This is a genomic window from Roseburia sp. 1XD42-34, from assembly GCF_009917385.1.
In the GTDB taxonomy this organism is placed as follows: domain Bacteria; phylum Bacillota; class Bacilli; order Bacillales; family Amphibacillaceae; genus Virgibacillus.
Genome location: NZ_QWLJ01000010.1, coordinates 124,207 through 145,360 on the forward strand (window position 1 = coordinate 124,207; position 21,154 = coordinate 145,360).

A 21,154-nucleotide genomic window follows, 5' to 3' on the forward strand; every position below is an offset into this window, starting at 1 on the left:
CATGTTTCCTAAAACTTTAGTTAATTCGCTCCAGTCGTTACGTTGCTAACCGTGCGCCCTGCGCTTTTGTTCAATAGGTGGCATTGCTATATATGTGTCTTTGCTATCTATTGTAGCATGAATTGCTTGAAGTTCCGAGCTAATTCACAGTAGTTCCTATTTCGTTTGGTGAAAATCAGAAGTGATCCATGAATTTTTCTTTTCCATGAACTTGCACATATTGGTCGTAAAAATATGGTATAATTCCCTATAATTAAAAAAATCGAAAAAAATCTAGTTAGTAAAAGGAGTATATCAATGCGAACGGAACAGGAAATGATGCAGCTTATTATGCAAACAGCGAAGCAGGATGAGCGAATACGTGCAGTAGTTTTAAATGGTTCGCGAGCCAATCCCAATGTGGAAAAAGATATGTTTCAAGACTTTGATATTGTTTATGTGGTGAAAAATATGGCTTCTTTTACTTCTGATCATACATGGGTTGATATTTTTGGGGAGCGAATCATGATGCAAATGCCTGAGGAAAAGGTTACGCCACCGCTTGAGAATAAAGGTCATTTTGTTTATTTAATGCAATTTATCGATGGAAATCGGCTTGATTTAACATTGATTCCGAAAGAGAAACTGGCTATTTTTCAACCGTTTGATAGTTTAAGTGTGTTAATGATGGATAAAGATCAGTTAATTGGAGAACTACCTCCGCCTAGTGAACAGGATTATTATATTCAAAGACCAAACGAGCAGGAATTTGCAGATGTGTGTAATGAATTTTGGTGGATATGCTTAAATATTGGCAAAGGGCTATGGCGAAAGGAAATAACCTACACGATGTTCATGTACGAGCAAATTAATCGCAACGTGCTTATGCAAATGATCGATTGGCATATTGGTGTGAAAACGAATTTCAAGGCTAGTTCAGGAAAACTTGGAAAATACTATCCCATATACTTAGATAAACAGGACTGGGAAAATTACATGAAGACATATAGTGGCGGTAATGATTTTGAACAAATATGGCAAGCTTTATTTACCATGTGCCAGCTGTTTAATAGGTTATCTAGGCATGTGGCAGATACACTTGATTTTGTATTCTCTCATGAAGATGTAACCAATGTCATGATGTATTTAAGGCGAATAAGAGAACTGTAAAATCATGCATGAAAACTATATGTATTGTTATCAGGCGTTTCTGGTAGTTGCAAAACGACCATAACGAAACAATTGGAAGTCGAGTACGATAACGCAATAGGGTTATATTTCGGTGGTTATCATTATTTTTCTAATGCCCCTACTGATTTTGCTAGTCGGATAAAGCGTGGTGCGAATTATAATGTGGAAACTGGATCCTTTATACATGATGGGAAAAGCCAGTATGAAACTGCTAATCCGGACTAAATTCTTTCACATTTCTTTGGCTTATTTAAATGAGGGTATATCATCTATGTTTGACTTGGCAATGTACATTAATACTCTATTGGATGACGATGGCAAGGGAGTAATAAGAGATTACCATAAACTAGATGTAGTTTCCTTTATGAAACAATATTTATTGGACGGAAGAAAAGCGTTGGAACGTGTGAAAGCTTCCGCTGATACAGCTGTTAATGGCTCTTTGCCAGTTGCAAATATAAGGAAAGCTGTGAAGGAAACGATACATTTTAGAAAAGGGAGTGGAGAACATGTTAATAAAACCAAATAAACTACAGAAAGGTGATCGCGTGGCAACGGTCAGCCCAAGCTGGGGCGGGGCAGGTGAACCAGAGCTTCGCTATCGTTATGAAATTGGTGTAAAGCGATTAAAAGAGAAGTTTGGCCTCGAAGTTGTTCCAATGCCTAACAGTCTTAAAGGCGCTGCGTATTTATATGAAAATCCACAAGCTCGCGCAGAGGATATAATGCAAGCCTTTCAAGATCCAACGATAAAAGCCATTATCTCTAATATTGGTGGAGAAGATAGTGTTCGACTTTTGCCTTATATCGACTTCTCTGTCATTCGCAATCACCCGAAAGTTTTTATGGGTTATTCTGATGCAACCATCGTACATTTATTCTGTTACAAATCGGGTCTATCTTCTTTCTATGGGCCAGCGATCTTAACGGATTTTGCTGAAAATGTGGAAATGCATTCGTATACGATTGATTTTATCGAGCGAACCCTGTTCTCTAATGATCCGATCGGAAACATTGAACCAGCAAAGGAATGGACGAGTGAGTTTTTAGATTGGTTTGTCTCTTCAAACAGCCAGATAAAAAGAAACATGCAACCGAATCACGGGTATGAGTTGCTACAAGGAGAAGGGATTGTTTCTGGACGTTTACTAGGTGGATGTATGGAAGTATTGGAATTTGCCAAAGGAACCGATCTTTGGCCGGAAATGAATAATTGGAAGGATGGCATGTTGTTTTTTGAAACATCAGAAGAAAAACCATCACCAGACCTTGTGAAACGCTGGTTAAGAAATTATGCTGTCCAAGGAATTTTACAAGCAGTAAACGGTATTATTTTTGCCAAGCCGCAAAATGAGAAGTATTATGAAGAATATAAATCTGTGATTCGGACTGTGTTACGAGAATATGATTTAGAGCATTTGCCAGTACTTTATAATTTGAACTTTGGTCATACAGAGCCGAAATTCATTTTGCCATATGGGGCAATAGCTGAAATAAACTGTGAAGCGAAGACATTTTCAATATTAGAAAGTGGAGTAAAAGAGGAAAAGAAATCAGTTCAGTTTTTCTCACGAAGTAACGATGCATAGTTTTAATCCGATGTTGGACACTAATGGTAAAAATAATAGCGATGCAAGTTAATTTACCGCAGATGTCGAGAAGGTGTGTGGGCAAACTGCTCGTGATCCACATTTCTAAAAATGACTATGGATATGAACATCAAGAAAGGATGAGAACGCATGTACATGACGATACCCGAAACAGCCGAATATCTGTCGATAGATGAAAGGCAAATACATGCTCTCGTATTGCAGGGAAGAATCCGCGCGATTCATGATGGTGATCAGTTTCTAATTAACAGCGAACAATTTCAAACACATTTTGAACAGGTGGAAAAGTACCGAGCAATGATCCAAGACTATTTAAATGAGCCAATTCCTGAAGATTTGGACGTAAAAGATGAAGACTAATTGAGAATTGTTTATCTAATAAATTAGAAACTAGGTGTTTGTGAATAACGAACTAACCGAATAGCCATGTCGGGCGCGCGAGCCCAGCAACGTGTGACTTTAGAAATGTGCCCTACGATAAGGCCTCATCGGTACGCCTGTAAGAGGAAGGCCGACTAAAAACGGGCTTGCCACCCGCCCAGACATCTTCTGACTTCAAGTTTTAATTGCATGGATTTTTTTCACCCCGTAAAGAGGCGTCATAGACTCCCACGGTCTAATAATGGAAGATGCGAGCGAGCAAGTCAAAGCGGGAGGTAATAGCACCTAAAACCCCGATTTGTCCAAGGGCCTTTAGGTTACACCCTGGTGGTACTAACCACCAGCGGGGATGAAGAAAATCCGGCTGATGGAAGGTCACTTTATCTTTCGTTGATTCGTTTGTTCTGTAGCCTAATTCTATTACTTGCAAATTAACAATCCGAGGTTAGAGAATAAGTGAAAAATAATTATTGTAAAATGCATTAAAAACGAAGCTGCGTGATAGTAAACCTAACAATTACTGTCATGCAGCTTCATCATTTTTCCTTAGCTTAAAATGAGGTGGTGAAGTGTAAAGCCAATAGAACCCCTACGTAACTAGCTTGTAAAAGTCTCTCTAAAACCTAAAAGGGTAAGTTGGAGATGTTGCAAAAGTCAAATACGTGATTAGCTGGTTTTCAAGCACTGGGGGTAAAACTCCACTATTTGAAATTAACTTTAGGAGGATAATCCCATAATTGCTTTCACTTCAAGATATTCTTCAATCCCAAAGTCGCCCCACTCTCTACCAATGCCAGATTGTTTGTAGCCTCCAAATGGAGCAAAGAAATCTGTTTTCCCATTATTCACCGTAATTTGTCCTGCTTTAATGTTGTTGGCTACATAAGAAAGTGTACGTTCATCTTTACCGACAACGTAGCCTGCCAGACCATAAACTGTATCATTAGCAATGTCTAAAGCTTCATCTAAATTATGGTAGGTAATGACAGAAAGTACGGGTCCGAAAATTTCTTCTTGTGCAATTACCATATCATTGGTTACATCTGTAAACACGGTAGGTTTTACATAATAGCCAGTTTCCAGTCCCGCTGGTTTTCCCGTACCTCCGATGAGTAGGGTAGCCCCTTCATGAATGCCCTTTTCAATATAGGATTGTACAGTGTTCCATTGCTCCTTAGATATAAGTGGTCCTGTTTGTATATCCTCCTGCTTTGGATCACCGTATTTAAAAGAGGAAAGTGCTTGTTTTATTGCTTCTTCAAAAGGTTTCTTTATCGATGCAGGAATAATTGCCCGAGTTGCTGCAGAACAGACTTGACCTGTGTTCATCATCATATTCCAAGCTGCAGTTTTAGCGGCATCTTCAACGTTTGCATCATCTAAAACAACAAGCGGTGACTTTCCACCGAGTTCAAGTGCCACTTTTTTAATCGTTTCGGCGCCGTTTTTCATGATCTGCTCCCCGACTTTACCTGATCCAGTAAAGGAGACAAAGTCAATATCCGGGTGAGTACTAATTCCATTGCCGATAGTTGAGCCAGATCCATTTACTAAATTAAATACGCCTTTAGGGACACCAGCTGTATTTATTATGTCAGCTAACAGCATAGCCGCATAAGGTGTCATCGAAGCGGGTTTTAACACAGTTGGGCTACCTGCTGCAATCGCACCTGCAATTTTGGTCGATGTTTGATTGGTAGGAAAATTCCAAGGTGTAATTAATCCACTAACACCAATCGATTCTTTGCGAATTTTGTGTCCCCCTCGGTCTTCTTCGAAGGAAACGTTTTTTAATGCCTCTGCTGCATGTGAAAAATGGTTGTATCCCATGTGATAATGGACTTTTTCTGAAATAGATAGAGGCGAGCCTAATTCTTCGGTTATTACTTCGATAAGCTCGTCTTTTCTGTTTTCATACTCGGCTGCTATCGCCTTGAGCAATTCCATTCTTTCTTCTTTTTTCGTTTTCGAAAAGGATGGAAACGATGCTTTGGCTGCCGATACTGCTTTATCCAAATCTTCCTTTGTGCCGGAACTAATTTCACCAATGACTTCTTCCGTTGCGGGATTAATCACCTGGATGGTTTCGGAACCTGTTGAAGGGACCCATTCCCCGTTGATGAAATGGTTTAGATTTGTACGCATGCGATTCATCACTCCTTACTAAAAATAGTTGTAGAGGAGTTGTTCCCTGAGATAGGTACATGTAAACTTTCCTAGGTTGAATTTTTCCCACATATAAGGTGCTATAAGACTTCCAACTCAAGGAGTGGGGAATCCATACTGCAACAAGTCTAAATAGGAATTAACAGCACCTAAATGCCCTATTTCGTAAGCAAAACTTTAGGTCATACCATTACATTATTACTGTACGAATAAGTCGTGGGGAGATGCCCCCTCACGGCTTGAAGGTTGACTTTATAACGGTGCTTTTTCTACAATTCTTCCCATTCGCCCTACTGTTGTTTGCCCCATTTGTAAAGAGCGAATAATGGATTCTTCAACAATTTCCACGACTGCTTGAAAAAGTTGGTTCATAAGCGGATGGTCGTCTCGCAAAAAATCAACGGTATGGGTAATCTGATCCCAGGTGTGGGAAATAGTAGTTGCTGTTGAAAAAGCAAGCGCAATATCTCCACTCCCGTTGTCCAAATGACTTCCAGTTCTACCTAAACCTGCCGCACAGCGCTTGGACAGACGCTGCAATTGTCTTTCCAGAAGTGGGGCATCCGTTGCTAAAATAATCATTATTGAACCATCTGGAGTATCTTGTTTGACAGGCTCCCAGTTAGCAAATAACGCATCCTCTCGATTACCGAAATTACTTAATATAAGACAACCAATCTGATAGCTCGTTGACTCATGTTTAACGATACGTGAGGCTGTTCCAATTCCACCTTTATAGCCAAAACAGACCATTCCCTTTCCAGCACCCACTGCGCCTTCTACTACTGGAGAAGGACGGGCTGATTCAATCGCTTCTATGGCATGCTCTGGTTTAACGGAAGGGTAACGAACAGTGTTTAAATAGCTATCATTACATTCGCCGACAACGATATTAATCGAACTCGTTGTATCGCCAATTTCTTCGGTTGCGCCGAGCATATAGTCGAGTGTACCTTGCCATACAGCTCCAACGCTAAACGTATTCGTAAGCATTATCGGGGATTCAAGCAGTCCGAGTTCATTCACTTGGATTAGACCGGTCGTTTTACCAAACCCATTTAACACAGCACTTCCTGCATGAACTTTATGACGAAACAGATTGTTATGGTGCGGCAAGATCGCCGTTACGCCAGTGCAGATGGTTGTTTGGTTATCTAATTTTTCATATAACGACACATGGCCGACTTGGACGCCATGGACATCGGTAATACAGTTGTTTTCCCCTTTTTTTAACTTCAATATCCTCACCCTATTCTATAGATTAAGTAGAGAAAATCCAAAACAACACTTATGGAAACTAGCTAAAACTTCATGTATGATGTAGTAAACACAATATAAGAATATTACTTACTAGTGTAGTGAATTAGCGCCTAGGTTACAATTAAATTTTCTTTATCAGAATCCAAAAGGAGGAAGAAGCAGTGAATGATATAGGTGATGAAAGGAAAATAAACCATTTTCGAGATCGGTTATATATAGCTTTTTTCACGATTATCGCTCTGTTTATGTTTTTCGTTAGTTCAGGGTGTTCTAGTTCCAATTCTAGTACGAATCCCAATTCGAATCCCGATGAAAAAGGAACCATAGAAGCTGCCATTCATATAAATGATCCAAATTTAGAAGAAACATATATTATTAGAGTGAGACCGGAGGAAACTCCCATTTATGTGGATTTTAAATCAGGTGATTATTATGCTGTATATGAAGAAAAAGGGGTAACACTTACCCTAGAGAAAGATTTGCTATATCAAATCTCGGTATATAGTGCCAACGAACAACTGGATGCAGATTATAAGGGAATCTTATCTAATTATGTGGATGAAGAACTAGCAAATATGAATCATCGATTTAACAAAGATACAAAAACACTTGTTATTGATTTAGAATAATTCTGTGCATTTAAGGAATTATGTTTAAATACAACGGATTTATATTTGGAAAATTTAACTAAATCAGTCATTTTACAATCTAGCAACATGGTAAAATAAAGTTAGTAACGAATAAGTAGGTGACAGCATTGGAAAACATTTTGCTACAAACAGATCAGTTATATAATTCGATCGTCCAAGAAATGAGTCGACTCATTAATGAAGAAGTGATTGTAACTGACCAGCAAGGCTTTATCGTAGCGAGTACAGATGCAAAACGGATCGGAAATTATCATGAGGGTGCTTCGTTAGCAATGCAGCACCAAGAAAAAATGATTATGTCGAAAGCGCTTACAGAAAGATTGTATGGCGTAAGGGAAGGTGTTGTTTTCCCCATTATAATTAATAAAATTCCTTTAGGTGTATTAGGGATCACTGGAGACCCAATGATGGTGGAACCTTATGCTCGGCTTGTGCAAAAAGTTACTGAACTGTTTATCCAAGATACAGTTATGAGGATGAATCAGGAAAGTAAAGCTCGTGATTTAGAATTTTTTGTCTTTGACTGGCTGAACCATACGAGTAGTTATCCGAGCTTGCTGGAAAGAAGTAAATTTTTCCACATTGATATGAAAAAGTATAAGCAGGTTGTTGTATTCAAACGCGAGGAACCTCAGACAGGCCTGTCTTACCATCGGTTTGAAAAGTTAAAATCCGCTTGGGACTACTCCATAGAAGCTTTATTTGTTAGGTGGGGTCAAGATCGGATTGTTATGCTAACGGAGCCTGTGGATGAATCACGGCTAAAGCATCATCTGTTGAGGTTTATGGACTTTGTATATGAGGAACTGGGAGAACGTTTATATGCTGGAGTAGGGAATGTTACAGAGTCAGAGCAGTTGTTTCATTCATTTTCCCAAGCTGTAAAATCGAGTGAACATGCTAACGAGAACGATCTGATTGTATTTGAAATGGACTTACGTTTTGAAATGCTCGAGCATGAAATTAGTGCGGAGACGAAAGAAAAATTTATGAAGCGAACATTAAAGGAGCTATCAAAAGAAAAAGAGTTAATGAAAACATTAGCGAGCTGGTTTTCCCATGATTTACAAACACAAGTGACAGCAAATGCCTTACACATTCATAAAAATACCCTTCGTTATAGGTTAAATCGAATTGCTGAAATCACGCAATTAAATTTAAAAAACATAAATGATGTTATGTTACTGTATATCGCATTTCGTTTTCACACTTCTGCTTAATTTACAGTGAAAAATAATTCGTTGTTATGCTACTTATCGCTTGTTATGAATAAGATCGCCATTTTTGAGGCGGTATTGATATAAAGCAAGAAACAAATCGGGCAAAAATTCTGAGAGCTTAGCGACCTTCGGGATATTATTTTTAATATAAAATGAAAAACGCCGAAGTTCATACTTGCAAAAGCTAACCATTGCTAGTTGGTGTCTTTAGGAATTTTTTTGTATTGTTTAGGAAGATATAAAATAAGAGGCTTGTAGATAATGACATATCCGAAGTCTTGCCCCTGACTCTATTAATTTGCTTATCGTTTTCTGCGTATCAACTTACGGAGTTTTAAATTTGCTTAGCTCTATATTTAATAATTGGACTTACGAACAAAGGAATTCGTTTACAAGACTATTTTTTTGTTCGTTTAAACATATCATTTTCTTTGAATTTTTCTTAAAATGGAATTATTACTATGTAGGAGAATGTGTATGTTAAAAAGGGATGTAAGAGAAAAGTTAATCGCTATTGTAGGGGAAGAGAACGTAGAGGATAACAATGCAAGCTTGTTAGCGTATTCGTATGATTCAACCGCCAGATACCAAGCATTGCCTGATGCCATGGTTGCTCCGCGCAATAAACATGAAGTCGCAGCGGTGGTAAAAGTGTGTAATGAACATCGGATTCCTATTGTACCTCGTGGATCAGGAACGAATCTATGTGCAGGTACAACGCCGTCAGAAGGTGGCATAGTACTTATTTTTAAACATATGCGAAAAATATTGGAAATTGATGACGAAAATTTAACCATAACCGTACAGTCTGGGGTATACACAAAAGATATCTTAGAAGCAGCCCAACAAGTTGGTTTATTCTATCCTCCAGATCCAGGGTCGATGCATATATCACAGATCGGTGGTAATATTAGCGAAAACTCTGGCGGACTGCGAGGCCTTAAGTATGGTGTAACAAGAGATTATGTACTTGGTCTGGAAATCGTCTTACCAAATGGTGAAATTATTCAAACAGGCGGTAAACTTGCCAAAGATGTAGCTGGTTATGATTTGACGAGATTGTATGTTGGGGCAGAAGGAACATTAGGTATAATAACAGAAGCAATTTTAAAATTAATCCCACAGCCAGAAACGAAGCAAACGATGCTTGCTCTCTATCATGATTTAGAAGCAGCTGCTGAAAGTGTGTCAGCGATTATTGCGAATCGAATTATTCCGGCGACCTTGGAATTTTTAGACCAAGCGACGGTGCAAGTAGTAGAAGACTACGCTAAAATAGGCTTACCAACGGAAGCAAAGGCTGTATTGTTAATTGAACAGGATGGTGCGGCTGAGGTGGTAGCTCGTGATATGGAGAAAATTGCAGCACTATGTAGAGGTAATCGGGCATTTGACGTGCAAATTGCCGAAACAAATGAAGAAGCAGAGCAATTGACAGCCGCACGGAGAACTGCTTTATCTGCTTTATCTCGATTGAAGCCGACAACGATTTTGGAAGATGCAACGGTTCCTCGCTCGAAAATTGCTAAAATGGTAAAGGCAATTGGTGAAATTGCTGACAAGTATCAATTAACCATTTGTACATTTGGACATGCAGGAGATGGAAATCTTCATCCGACTTGCTTAACGGATGCCCGTAATGAGCAAGAAATTGAATTGGTAGAAAAAGCATTTGCGGAAATCTTTGAAAAAGCTGTTGAGCTTGGAGGAACCATTACAGGTGAGCATGGTGTGGGGATGATGAAGCTTCCATATTTACATTTAAAAGCAGGTGAGCATGGGTTAGAAGCGATGCGTCGTATCAAAAAAGCGTTAGATCCTAATGCGATTATGAATCCTGGGAAAATGTTTGCTCCGCATACGAAGCAGAGCACGGGGGTGGAAAAATAATGGATACGCAAGAAAAACAACGCATTCAGTCCGCCTTTCAAGAGAAAATGGATTACGATGAATTAATGAACTGTACTCGTTGTGGCTTTTGTCTTCCGAGTTGCCCGACATATGTTGAAACAGGTAGAAATGAAGTGCATTCACCTCGGGGGCGCATTGCCTTAATGAAAGGGGTAGTGGATGGTGTTATAGAGCCAAGTGAAGAAGTAAAGGAATCGATTGACTTGTGTCTTGGATGCCGAGCTTGTGAACCAGTTTGTCCTTCTGGTGTCCATTTTGGCCGATTACTGGAACAAGCAAGAGATGCTATTTATCAAAGTAAAAAACCTACATTGCCTGAAAAAGTCATGAAAGGAATCTTCCTGAAAAATATATTTCCACAGCAAACCCGAATGATTGGTCTTACTGGATTACTTAGCTTTTATCAGCGCTCTGGCGCACAAAAGCTTGCGCAAGCTACGGGAGTCATGAAGCTTTTCCCTGAAACGATGCGAACAATGGAAAAGGTTCTTCCGACTGTTCCCAAGCGGGCTGAAATGAAGGAACGCCCACGCCACTTACAGCCGTTACATACAACCCGTAAAAAGAAGGTCGCATTTTTTTCTGGTTGCTTAATGGATACGATGTTTATGAAAACGAACGATGCAACGATCAAGTTGTTGCAATATGCGGGCTGTGAAATTGTCGTGCCAGAAACGCAAGCATGCTGTGGAGCATTACATGGGCACAGTGGTGAACTGGAGCAAGCAAGAGAAATGGCTAAGCGCAATATTGTAGCCTTTGAAGCGTCGGAAGTGGATTATATTATAACGAATGCTGGTGGATGTGGTGCTTTTCTAGTTGAATATGCACATCTTTTAAAAAATGATCCGGATTGGCATGAACGGGCAGAAGGTTTTTGTGCAAAAATTAAAGATATTACGCGGATATTAGTGGAATTGGACTTTCATAAACAACCACTGTCTTTACCAGAGCAAATTGTTACGTATCAAGACTCCTGCCATTTGAAAAATGGGCAAAAAACGTTTATGGAGCCAAGACAATTATTGGAGTCGATTTCTGGTGTACAGTATGTTGAAATGACCGATGCTAGTCGCTGTTGCGGCTCAGCTGGAATTTATAATATTGTCCAGTCGAAAATGTCGATGCAAATTTTAGACTATAAAATGGAGCAAGCTATGAAAACAAATGCCAAAACAATTGTAACTGCAAATCCGGGTTGCTTGCTGCAAACGAAGCTCGGAATTGAAAGAGAAGGCTTATCTAAGGACATGGATGCCGTCCATATTGTCGACTTTTTACTGGCGGCTTTTGAACGAGCAAATGATAATAAGCAGGTAGCTGAGCAAGTTGCTGCTGCTCAAATATAGAGTACAAAAGTTGTTTTCACATCATTTAAACGCAAGATTAAACTCAAATAAGTGAAAGCGAAGACCGTAGCGCTCATGCTGCGGTCCTTTTTGAGGAGATAAGAAAGTATAAAAATTTTGGCATTGGGATACCGATAAAACGGAATAGCCACGTCTGGCTTAAGCGCCCAGCAACTAGGCAACTTCACGAATCGCCCTACGATAAGTCATCATTGGTTCGTATCCTTACCAAGATTCCTATATCTTAGTTGATCCGCTCTAGTCGCTACGTTACTAAACGGGCGATTTCGTCTTTGTGCTTAGTGAATACGTAAGACTCATACTAGGATAGTACTTATGAGATGGTATTTAACTCCAACAGCTAGTCAACTACTAACGCTATGTTAATATTATCATTTAAATTTATAAGTATAGGCATAGCTTGATAGGAACGTTCGTTTGCTTATTGAGCGGTATAAAAGAGTGATCTATTTTCTATTGTTGACAAAATACCTGACAGGGTATATTATGGAGTAGGAATCATGAAGAAAACTACTCTACCCATCGCATCACGTTCTATTAAACGGAAATGTCATATTTGATTTCAGGTTATAAGTGCTTGTTGATGTTTCAAATTTTAATCTAGGCGATTATATTTGTGAAACAAAAAAACCCTCAGCTAAATGAAAGAAAGGAGTTAGTAGTCATGAAATATGATACAAAAGTGAAAAACCGGATGAAACGGATTGAAGGCCAAATCAAAGGGATTATCAAGATGATGGAAGAAGAGAAAGATTGTAAAGATGTCGTGATGCAATTATCAGCAGTGAAAAGTGCCTTAGACAGAACTTCTGCTATTGTGGTCAGTAAAAACTTGGAAGCTTGTATTCGCCAGGCAGATGATAAGGACGCAGAACCATTAATTAATGAAGCAGTGAATCTGCTTGTCAAAAGCAGATAAGCATAACGTTAGACAAAGGGAAAAGTAGACTGGTATAGTAATGGCTGCCTTTCAATAAGCTCGATAGTTTATGTTTACACGAATTCAAACCTTTTTGTCCCATGTCAAATACCCCCGCCCCTATTTGGAAGGAGAGAAGCGTATGGAAATGATCCAATGGGTAATTATTGCTATAGCTATTATCTTTATCATTCGCAAATTTATGCCCGTAAAAGGCATTATCCAAATGACACCGCAAGAGGTGAAAAAGAAGCTAAAAGATAAACAAGTCCAATTTATTGATGTTCGGACGCCCCAAGAGTATAATTCGAAGTATCAAAAACCATTCGAAAATATACCATTGCCAGTACTTGCAAAACGAACCAGCCATTTAGACAAACAAAAAGAAGTTGTGATTATTTGTCAAAGTGGCATGCGTAGTATGCGTGCAGCGAAAATATTAAAGAAACAAGGCTTTGAAAAAATTATTAATGTAAAAGGCGGCATGGGCGCCTGGGTATGATAGATACATGCTGCCTCTGACCTATAAAGGAGCCATAATATGGAACTGTTATTAATTGGGATAGTCGCTATTGTTTTATCTGTTCTATATAAAAGATATATCCCAGTACGGGGAGTTAGAAGTATAGAAAAAGACAAACTTATCGCCCATAGTAATCATGCTGTGTTAGTGGACTTAAGGGATTATAATACTTCCTATAAAGACAAGTTCGAACAAGCCTTATGTTTACCACTAGCATATTTAAACCGACATTATCAGGATATTCCTAATTGTTCAGTTATTCTAGTTGCCTCAAACAACGTAGAAAAAAATATAGCAAGTCGATTTTTACGGAATAAAGGATTTTCTGTGAAGGGGTATTATTTTATGTAATGTGACATATCAAGAATGTCTATAATTAACAAGACGGCTGCCTTAAGAGCAGCAGCTCATCAAATGAGCCCATGTGCTCGAAGTAATGCTATTTATAAAAAATTATACTGGAAATTTACAGTTGACAAATAATTTATTGTTAAATTATGATAATAGTAATATGGATCTATCGCTTATTTTTTAACTTCACATAATACCCTTACACCTATAAGTATACAAGAGAGGAGATTATAAATGCCAGTAAAAAAGAGAACAACCATTATCTTATTTAGTGGAGAATACGATAAAGCAATGGCTGCCTATATTATTGCAAATGGGGCTGCTGCTTATGACCACGAAGTAACCATCTTTCATACGTTTTGGGGCTTGAACGCATTACGTAAAGACAATCAAGTTCCTCTGAAAAAAGGCTTTATGGAAAAAATGTTTGGAAAAATGATGCCCCGAGGTGCAGATAAAATGGGCTTATCCAAGATGAATTATCTAGGCATGGGACCAAAAATGATTAAACAGGTAATGAAAAAACATAATGCCATGCCGTTACCAGATTTAATTTCTATGGCACAGGAGCAGGATGTGAAGTTACTTGCTTGTACAATGACAATGGATTTATTAGGACTGCAAAAGGAAGAATTACTGGATAATATTGAATATGGTGGCGTCGGAGCATATGTAGGGGATTCTGAAGATGCAAATATTACGTTATTTGTCTAATAGTTATATACGGATTTTTATATAGTTATTGCAAGAGCTAAAACATCATGGAGGGATAAAAATGAAGGAAATTACCACGGAAGAATTAATGGAAAAATATAAACAGGATAAACAGATTAATATTATTGATGTTCGTGAGGATGATGAAGTAGCGTTAGGAAAAATTCCTGGAGCGCGTCACATTCCATTAGGCGAAGTAGAAAATCGTGTAACGGAATTAAATAAACAAGAACATTATTATATGATTTGTCGTTCTGGTGGCAGAAGTGCAACGGCATGTGAGGTTTTAGCTAAACATAACATTGATTGCACAAACGTGGCTGGTGGCATGCTGGCATGGGATGCTGAAGTAGAAAAGTAAGGGGGAATAAAGGTGAATATTACAGCTAATGAAGTATTGGATGCAAAAGGACTATCATGTCCAATGCCAATTGTAAAAACAAAAAAAGCAATCAGTAATTTAAAAGCAGGAGAAGTGATTGAAGTGCAAGCTACAGATCAAGGCTCTACTGCAGATATAAAAGCTTGGTCTGAAAGTACAGGACACCAGTATATAGGTACGGTAGAAGATGGAGATGTTCTGAAGCACTATATCCGTGTGGCAAGTGAGGCAGAAAAAAAAGATGAGATAAAACACGAGACCGTAATCGATGTAACTGAATTACGTGCAAAAGTAGATGGAAAAGAAGCAATCTCGATACTTGATGTTCGGGAGCCAGCGGAATTTGCTTTTGGTCATATTCCAGGTGCGACCAATATCCCTTTAGGTGAACTGCAAACAAGTATAGACGAATTAAATAAACAGGATGAATTATATGTTATCTGCCGTACAGGTAGTCGTAGTGATTTAGCTGCACAAAAATTGACTGAACAAGGATTTAAACATGTAATCAACGTTGTTCCCGGGATGACAGAGTGGGAAGGACCGCTTAATCACGATAATTAATCAAGGAGGTATGAAGAGTGGCAACTACAAAAGTAGCGATCATTGCATCAAATGGGGGTTTATTTGATGCGTATAAAGTATTTAATCTGGCAACTGCAGCTGCTGCATCTGATGCTGAAGTAGGTATTTTTTTCACGTTTGAAGGTTTAAACTTAATTCATAAAGAATCACATAAAAACCTGCCACTGCCTGAGGGAAAAGAACATTTTGCATCAGGATTTAAGCAAGCAAACGCTCCTTCCATTGAGGAGTTACTAACTATCGCACAAGAGTTGGATGTGAAAATGTTAGCATGCCAAATGACCATGGATGTTTTGAAATTGGAAAAAGATCAATTTATCGATGGTATTGAAGTGGCTGGAGCAGCATCCTTCATTGAATATGCCAAAGATGCAAGTATGACATTAACATTCTAATAGGCATAAGGTCGGGAAAACTTATATTTAAGCTAATATGATGGAAAAACATGACTAGCAAATTGTTCAGATTTAGTAAAGTTTTAACAAAAGTGATTTGACGAGTAAAGTGGTTACATTTTATTCCGTATATAAGGATTCCCACTTTAGGAGTTGGATTATTCGTACAGCACAAGTCTAAGTGGGAGATAGCAGCACCTAAATGCCCGATTTACTGAGAGGTCTTTAGGTCTATACCATTACGGTACTAACAATGATTGAAGAATGAATGAAAGCACCCGCTGATGGAAGATTCATTTTATAGGATAATACCAAATTGTAGCCCGACTAAACTCGGACAGAAAAATATTAGAAATTCCTGTTAACAATAAAATTACAATAAAATGGAACCGACATATGGTTTGGATAATTTAAGGAGGATATAATGATGGAAGCAGTAAAAGTATTAGATGCAAAAGGGTTGGCATGTCCAATGCCAGTAGTGAGAACAAAAAAGGCAATTGAAGAAATAAACTCTGGAGAGGTTTTAGAGGTGCATACGACAGATCAAGGTTCGAAAAGTGATTTAACGGCATGGGCTAAGTCTGGTGGGCATGAATTAGTAAAAGAAACTGAAGAAGGAGACGTATTTAAGTTTTGGATTAAGAAGGCGTAATAACTTTTCCGGGTTCTACCCCGGAAAGTTATACCAACAGAAACAGATTCAAAGAACGCTTTAAATATTGCATGACATACTCACCACTACGAATAGGATATATACTAATCAGAATAGCGGTATATCTGTAAAAAATGCGTTATACAATTTGTTTAAATACAAAGTAACCACACGATCGTTGGAGTTGGATGGTCTGGCAACAAGTCAAAGTAGGAGATAAAATCCTTAAATGACCATTCCATAAGAGGCTTTTAGGTCCTCTCATTCGGTTGCTAACATTAAGTGGGAGTTGAATAAGATATAGTATTGATGGAAGATTTATTTTAATATAAGCATCTTTTTTAATAAATTTCTATTATGAATAAAGCGATAAAAAAGCATAAGTTTAAAACCACGTTTTTAATAAACGGGGTTTTCTGGAAGCATATGCTCTTACAAAGGAGGGATATAACGTATGAGTATAGAATTTTTTATCATTATCTTTATTATTGGCTTTGTAGGCTCGTTTATTTCAGGTATGGTGGGTATCGGGGGTTCTATTATAAAATACCCAATGCTATTATATATTCCTCCTTTGCTTGGATTTGCCGCCTTTAGTGCACATGAAGTATCTGGGATTAGTGCTGTTCAAGTGTTCTTTGCTACAATCGGAGGGGTATGGGCCTATCGTAAAGGTGGGTATTTAAACAAAGATTTAATCCTATATATGGGGGTTAGTATTTTAATAGGTGGTTTAATCGGGGGCTATGGTTCGAATTTGTTGTCAGAATCTGCAATTAATATTGTGTATGCTGTTTTAGCTACGGTTGCAGTAATCATGATGTTTATGCCTAAATCAAATGATAATCAAGAAAATTTGACTGATGTGACGTTTAATAAATCCGTTGCTGCTGGATTATCTTTTATTGTAGGGATTGCAGCTGGGATTGTAGGTGCTGCAGGAGCCTTTATACTAGTACCTATTATGATTATTGTCTTAAAAATACCGACAAGGGTAACCATTGCAAGTTCTTTGGCCATTACGTTTATTTCTTCTATTGGGTCAACGATTGGAAAAGTAGTAACAGGACAGGTATTGCTCATTCCGGCTATTGTAATGATTGTCGCAAGTTTAATTGCTTCACCTATTGGAGCTGAAGTTGGAAAACGTGTGAATACAAAACTGTTACAATCCATACTCGCATTTTTAATTCTGGCTACAGCTATTAAAATTTGGTGGGATTTACTTGTTTAAAACATCTATTATGATAACAGGATAAATGTTAAAGAATGTTTTCTCGGGTTACGATGGTCATGGAATGTATCTAAAGAGAATATGAAACAGGGTATTTTTTTACATTAAATAATACCTATTCGGGTATTTATCTGGTCGCATGATTGGTTATCTAAATGAATCGAAACACCTAGCTTCTACTGATTATGGATAAAATACAATGTTTAATGGAGGAATGAAAATGTCTTTTAAAGCAATGAAGTCTCAAGTATTGGCAAGAAAAGTTATTCAAAAGGAAGAATTATTTATTTTAGATGTTCGTAATAATAGTGACTTTGAAGATTGGAAAATAGAAGGGGAAAACTTTTCCTATCTAAACGTTCCTTATTTTGATCTTATTGACGGTGTAGAAGATATTTTAGATAAACTGCCCACGGATAAAGATATTTTAGTTGTTTGTGCAAAAGAAGGCTCTTCGGTGATGGTTGCTGAAATGCTGTCCGAACAAGGATTAAATGTTTTCTATTTAGAAGGTGGCATGAAAGCTTGGAGCGAATATATGGAGCCGGTTAAAGTTGGAGATTTAAGCAATGGGGGCGAACTGTACCAATTTGTTCGTTTAGGAAAAGGTTGCTTATCTTATATGGTTATTTCTAATGGAGAAGCTGCAGTTATTGATCCAACTCGAATGATAGAGGTTTTCACTAGGTTTGCGCAGGAGCTAGGAGTAACGATTAAACATGTATTAGACACACATTTACATGCTGATCACATTTCTGGGGGAAGAACGATCGCAAAAGAAACCGGAGCTACGTATTGGCTGCCACCTAAAGATGCTGAAGAAGTTGTATTTGACTATCAACCATTAGAGGATGGAGAAGAAATAAAAATTGGACATACGACTATAAATATCCATGCTTTATACAGCCCGGGGCATACCATTGGATCTACTTCCTTTGTTGTAGATGAAAAATATTTATTAACTGGAGATATTTTATTTATTGATTCTATAGGAAGACCCGATTTAGCTGGACTTGCAGAAGACTGGGTAGGAGACCTTCGGGAAACGCTATATCATCGCTACCGTGAATTGTCCGATGAGTTAATTGTTCTTCCAGCTCACTATATGATTATTGAAGAACTGAATGACGATGGTACAGTTGCTGAAAAGCTTGGCAAATTATTTGCCGAGAACCACGGTTTAAATATTGAAAGTGAAGTTGAATTCAGAAAAATGGTGACCGAAAATTTACCGCCTCAACCAAACGCATATCAGGAAATTCGTCAAACTAATATGGGTAAAAATAAACCTGACGAAGAAAAACAGCGTGAGATGGAGATTGGTCCAAATCGCTGTGCAGTCAGATAAATAGTAACATTAAACTGTCTCCATAATTTTGGGGCAGTTTTTTTCGTTCTTGGATAGGTTTTAACCCTTTGCTTCAGTTGGAAAGAGAAATGTTCGATATAGGAAAGACTGCTCGAAAAAGAAGGAACATGGCCGATATAGTCGAGTATAGGATGAAAAAGAAAGGAGTATGCTCATTTTTGTATGTAACATATTAGGTTTATAAATTTGTATTACTAGAATGGTTGATACAGGTTAAGCCAATTCTGGTATTAGCGATCGTTTTTGATCCAGTAATTTACATATGTTGAAAAAGAAATTTATGGTTAGTAAGCACTGCTGTCAATATTATTACTTGAGGAGAAGAGTGAGGTCAACCTACAAGCCAAATGTCCTATTCTGTTTAGGCCTTCCTTTATGGCACTAATATCACGGAAAAGTAGAAAAAGCTTACTGACCTAATATTTTAAGGTTTGTTTTATTTCAGGAATAATATTTTCATAATGGATTCAAATAAAGTCTTTCTAAGATCTTTTATAGGAAAAAAGCAGTGAATTAATGTAAAATATAACCAGTTAACATTGTAGATATAAGTAAACAAAGGGGGAGACAACATGATTTTTAAGAAAAATAGCAAGGTATCATTTTTTCAACCGAATGTAGTAACCGAGTCTCAGGTACGCTTAAATGTAAGAAAGGAGAGTGACGTTGCAAATCAAATACATATGATTGGTTTAACAATGTCTGATTTATCATTAATTCATCAGTTAAAACCTTATATAGTAGACAATATTCACTTTATCGTAGATCGATTTTACGATAATTTAGCAACGGAACAATCTCTTCTGAAAATCATTGATCAGCACAGCTCCATTGAAAAGCTAAAACAAACATTAGAACGACATATATGTGAAATGTTTGATGGCTTGATTGATCAAGCTTATTTCAATAAACGAATAAATATTGCTAACATGCATGTGAAAATTGGTCTTGAAACGAAATGGTATATGAGTGCTTTTCAAGACTTGTTTTTATCTATAATGGATATCATCGAACAAAACGTCCATACGAAAAAGGAATCTCTATTAGCCATACGGGCAGTGACGAAAATAATCAATTTAGAACAGCAGCTTGTGTTAGAAGCATATGATGAACATATGAATAAAATTAAACGTGGAGCTGACCTACAAAGAGAAAAAGTTAGTCATAGTGTAGCTGAGTCCTCAGAAAGCTTGGCAGCTATTTCTCAAGAAACGAATGCTTCCTTTCAGCAATTGCAATCACAGTCAAAAGCAATCATTTCGATTGCTAACAATGGTACATCGCTCTCTGAGGACGCTTATGATAGAGCGAAAACAGGAAAAAAACAGTTAAATAAACAGGATAAAAGTATGGCTAAATTGTATGATTCAGTACATTATTTAGAAGGCGATGTGCACCATTTAATAGATATTTCCAAGCAAATGCAATCCATTGTGAACATAGTTAAAGAAGTAGCAGAACAAACGAATTTACTTGCTTTAAATGCATCTATTGAGGCAGCAAGAGCTGGAGAATATGGACGTGGCTTTGCGGTAGTTGCAGATGAAGTTAGGAAGTTATCCGAACAAACAAAAGAATCCGTTATCAATGTATCTTCACTTATTTGGAATATGAACGGACAAGTAGAAAAAATTACTAATTCCTTACAAACCGTAGGCATAGAGATAAAAAATGGTAACCAAGGATTACAAGAAGTAGAACAGCAATTTTCGCAAATAATGGGAGTCATGCATGAAACGAAAGACCAAAACAATGTAATTGAACAAGAAATTATATCCTTTATAGAAATTATTACTGAATTAAGTAGAGCTGTAGATGAGGTAGCTGCTTCAGCCGATCATTTGACTACTATTACACATGAATTAAACGATAACTAAAAATAGAAGCTCGCTATATTGGTTGGATATAAAATTATAAAATTTGCAAAAGGACTGCATTTTCGTTTATACTTAACAGCAATACAATAGTATATGATTCCTTCGGGGCTGGGTGAAATTCCCGACCGACGGTAATAAGTGGTACAACACTTTAAGTCCGTGACCCGTTTGATATTTATGCAAACGGTGGATCTGGTGCAAATCTAGAACCGACAGTTAAAGTCTGGATGGGAGAAGGAAGACGAAAGAAACTGCATATCTGTGATAGCTGTTTTGGAAGCTGGATGGCTTTACTCGCTCATTTATCATTACGATCAAATGGTGTTTTAAGCAATCCTAAGGTTAAAAACAGTTGCTTATTTGGGATGGACGTGTTAAAGAAAGCGCTAACCGACTATATGCAATGATATTT

Annotated in this window: 21 protein-coding genes and 1 riboswitch; of the genes, 19 read left to right on the forward strand and 2 right to left on the reverse strand. The window is 37.7% G+C overall.

Annotated elements, in window-relative coordinates; genetic code table 11:
* Window positions 1–297: 297 nt before the first annotated feature.
* The 4 genes from D1839_RS07995 to D1839_RS08010 all read left to right on the forward strand — a co-directional run bounded on the left by D1839_RS07995 (window position 298) and on the right by D1839_RS08010 (window position 3,140).
* Window positions 298–1,149 (forward strand): aminoglycoside 6-adenylyltransferase, encoded by an 852-nt coding sequence (locus D1839_RS07995; RefSeq protein ID WP_199690026.1) that lies wholly within the window; start codon window positions 298–300, stop codon window positions 1,147–1,149.
* A 223-nt stretch (window positions 1,150–1,372) separates the two neighbouring features.
* Window positions 1,373–1,699, forward strand: a complete 327-nt coding sequence (locus D1839_RS08000) for a hypothetical protein (RefSeq protein WP_147358275.1) — start codon at window positions 1,373–1,375, stop codon at window positions 1,697–1,699.
* Entirely contained in the window at window positions 1,680–2,759 is a 1,080-nt protein-coding gene (locus tag D1839_RS08005) for a S66 family peptidase (RefSeq protein ID WP_120379381.1), read from the forward strand. The genes D1839_RS08000 and D1839_RS08005 overlap by 20 nt, the downstream gene beginning before the upstream one ends.
* A 150-nt stretch (window positions 2,760–2,909) precedes the next feature.
* Window positions 2,910–3,140: an excisionase family DNA-binding protein gene (locus tag D1839_RS08010; RefSeq protein ID WP_120379382.1), complete on the forward strand. Its 231-nt coding sequence runs from the start codon at window positions 2,910–2,912 to the stop codon at window positions 3,138–3,140.
* A gap of 738 nt (window positions 3,141–3,878) precedes the next feature.
* Here D1839_RS08010 and D1839_RS08015 read toward each other — a convergent pair.
* Both D1839_RS08015 and D1839_RS08020 read right to left on the reverse strand, forming a co-directional pair.
* Window positions 3,879–5,306 carry an aldehyde dehydrogenase family protein gene (locus D1839_RS08015; protein WP_120379383.1) on the reverse strand — a complete coding sequence of 476 codons (1,428 nt, stop codon included), beginning with the start codon at window positions 5,304–5,306 and terminating at the stop codon, window positions 3,879–3,881.
* Window positions 5,307–5,579: 273 nt separating this feature from the next.
* A complete protein-coding gene (locus D1839_RS08020) occupies window positions 5,580–6,566 on the reverse strand; it encodes a DmpA family aminopeptidase (RefSeq protein ID WP_120379384.1) in 987 nt (328 codons plus the stop codon).
* Window positions 6,567–6,748: 182 nt separating this feature from the next.
* On the opposite strand from D1839_RS08020, the gene D1839_RS08025 reads away from it, so the two are divergent.
* The 15 genes from D1839_RS08025 (at window position 6,749) to D1839_RS08095 (ending at window position 20,742) form a co-directional block, all read left to right on the forward strand.
* On the forward strand, window positions 6,749–7,216 hold the full coding sequence (locus D1839_RS08025; RefSeq protein WP_120379385.1) for a hypothetical protein: 468 nt from the start codon (window positions 6,749–6,751) through the stop codon (window positions 7,214–7,216).
* 128 nt (window positions 7,217–7,344) lie between these two features.
* Window positions 7,345–8,457 carry a CdaR family transcriptional regulator gene (locus tag D1839_RS08030; RefSeq protein WP_120379386.1) on the forward strand — a complete coding sequence of 371 codons (1,113 nt, stop codon included), beginning with the start codon at window positions 7,345–7,347 and terminating at the stop codon, window positions 8,455–8,457.
* Window positions 8,458–8,934: 477 nt separating this feature from the next.
* Window positions 8,935–10,347, forward strand: coding sequence for a glycolate oxidase subunit GlcD (glcD, locus tag D1839_RS08035; protein ID WP_120379387.1), 1,413 nt, complete (start codon window positions 8,935–8,937; stop codon window positions 10,345–10,347).
* Window positions 10,347–11,717, forward strand: coding sequence for a (Fe-S)-binding protein (locus D1839_RS08040; protein ID WP_120379388.1), 1,371 nt, complete (start codon window positions 10,347–10,349; stop codon window positions 11,715–11,717). The genes glcD and D1839_RS08040 overlap by 1 nt, the downstream gene beginning before the upstream one ends.
* Before the next feature lie 685 nt (window positions 11,718–12,402).
* The gene (locus D1839_RS08045; protein WP_120379389.1) at window positions 12,403–12,657 is read left to right on the forward strand and encodes a metal-sensitive transcriptional regulator; all 255 of its coding nucleotides are present in this window, start codon (window positions 12,403–12,405) and stop codon (window positions 12,655–12,657) included.
* A gap of 142 nt (window positions 12,658–12,799) precedes the next feature.
* A complete protein-coding gene (locus D1839_RS08050; protein ID WP_120379390.1) occupies window positions 12,800–13,159 on the forward strand; it encodes a rhodanese-like domain-containing protein in 360 nt (119 codons plus the stop codon).
* A 39-nt stretch (window positions 13,160–13,198) separates the two neighbouring features.
* Complete coding sequence (locus tag D1839_RS08055) at window positions 13,199–13,531, forward strand: hypothetical protein (RefSeq protein WP_199690027.1); 333 nt, start codon at window positions 13,199–13,201, stop codon at window positions 13,529–13,531.
* A gap of 234 nt (window positions 13,532–13,765) precedes the next feature.
* Window positions 13,766–14,245 carry a DsrE/DsrF/DrsH-like family protein gene (locus D1839_RS08060; RefSeq protein WP_120379391.1) on the forward strand — a complete coding sequence of 160 codons (480 nt, stop codon included), beginning with the start codon at window positions 13,766–13,768 and terminating at the stop codon, window positions 14,243–14,245.
* A 61-nt stretch (window positions 14,246–14,306) separates the two neighbouring features.
* On the forward strand, window positions 14,307–14,606 hold the full coding sequence (locus D1839_RS08065) for a rhodanese-like domain-containing protein (protein ID WP_120379392.1): 300 nt from the start codon (window positions 14,307–14,309) through the stop codon (window positions 14,604–14,606).
* Window positions 14,607–14,618: 12 nt separating this feature from the next.
* Entirely contained in the window at window positions 14,619–15,191 is a 573-nt protein-coding gene (locus D1839_RS08070; RefSeq protein WP_120379393.1) for a sulfurtransferase TusA family protein, read from the forward strand.
* A gap of 17 nt (window positions 15,192–15,208) precedes the next feature.
* Window positions 15,209–15,607: a DsrE/DsrF/DrsH-like family protein gene (locus D1839_RS08075; protein ID WP_120379394.1), complete on the forward strand. Its 399-nt coding sequence runs from the start codon at window positions 15,209–15,211 to the stop codon at window positions 15,605–15,607.
* Between the two features lie 427 nt (window positions 15,608–16,034).
* Entirely contained in the window at window positions 16,035–16,262 is a 228-nt protein-coding gene (locus D1839_RS08080; protein WP_120379395.1) for a sulfurtransferase TusA family protein, read from the forward strand.
* Window positions 16,263–16,716: 454 nt separating this feature from the next.
* A complete protein-coding gene (locus tag D1839_RS08085; RefSeq protein ID WP_120379396.1) occupies window positions 16,717–17,496 on the forward strand; it encodes a sulfite exporter TauE/SafE family protein in 780 nt (259 codons plus the stop codon).
* Window positions 17,497–17,716: 220 nt separating this feature from the next.
* Window positions 17,717–18,844, forward strand: a complete 1,128-nt coding sequence (locus D1839_RS08090; RefSeq protein WP_120379397.1) for an MBL fold metallo-hydrolase — start codon at window positions 17,717–17,719, stop codon at window positions 18,842–18,844.
* Window positions 18,845–19,437: 593 nt separating this feature from the next.
* The gene (locus D1839_RS08095) at window positions 19,438–20,742 is read left to right on the forward strand and encodes a globin-coupled sensor protein (protein ID WP_120379398.1); all 1,305 of its coding nucleotides are present in this window, start codon (window positions 19,438–19,440) and stop codon (window positions 20,740–20,742) included.
* A gap of 94 nt (window positions 20,743–20,836) precedes the next feature.
* A riboswitch (FMN riboswitch) is annotated at window positions 20,837–20,985 on the forward strand.
* The last annotated feature ends 169 nt before the right edge of the window (window positions 20,986–21,154 follow it).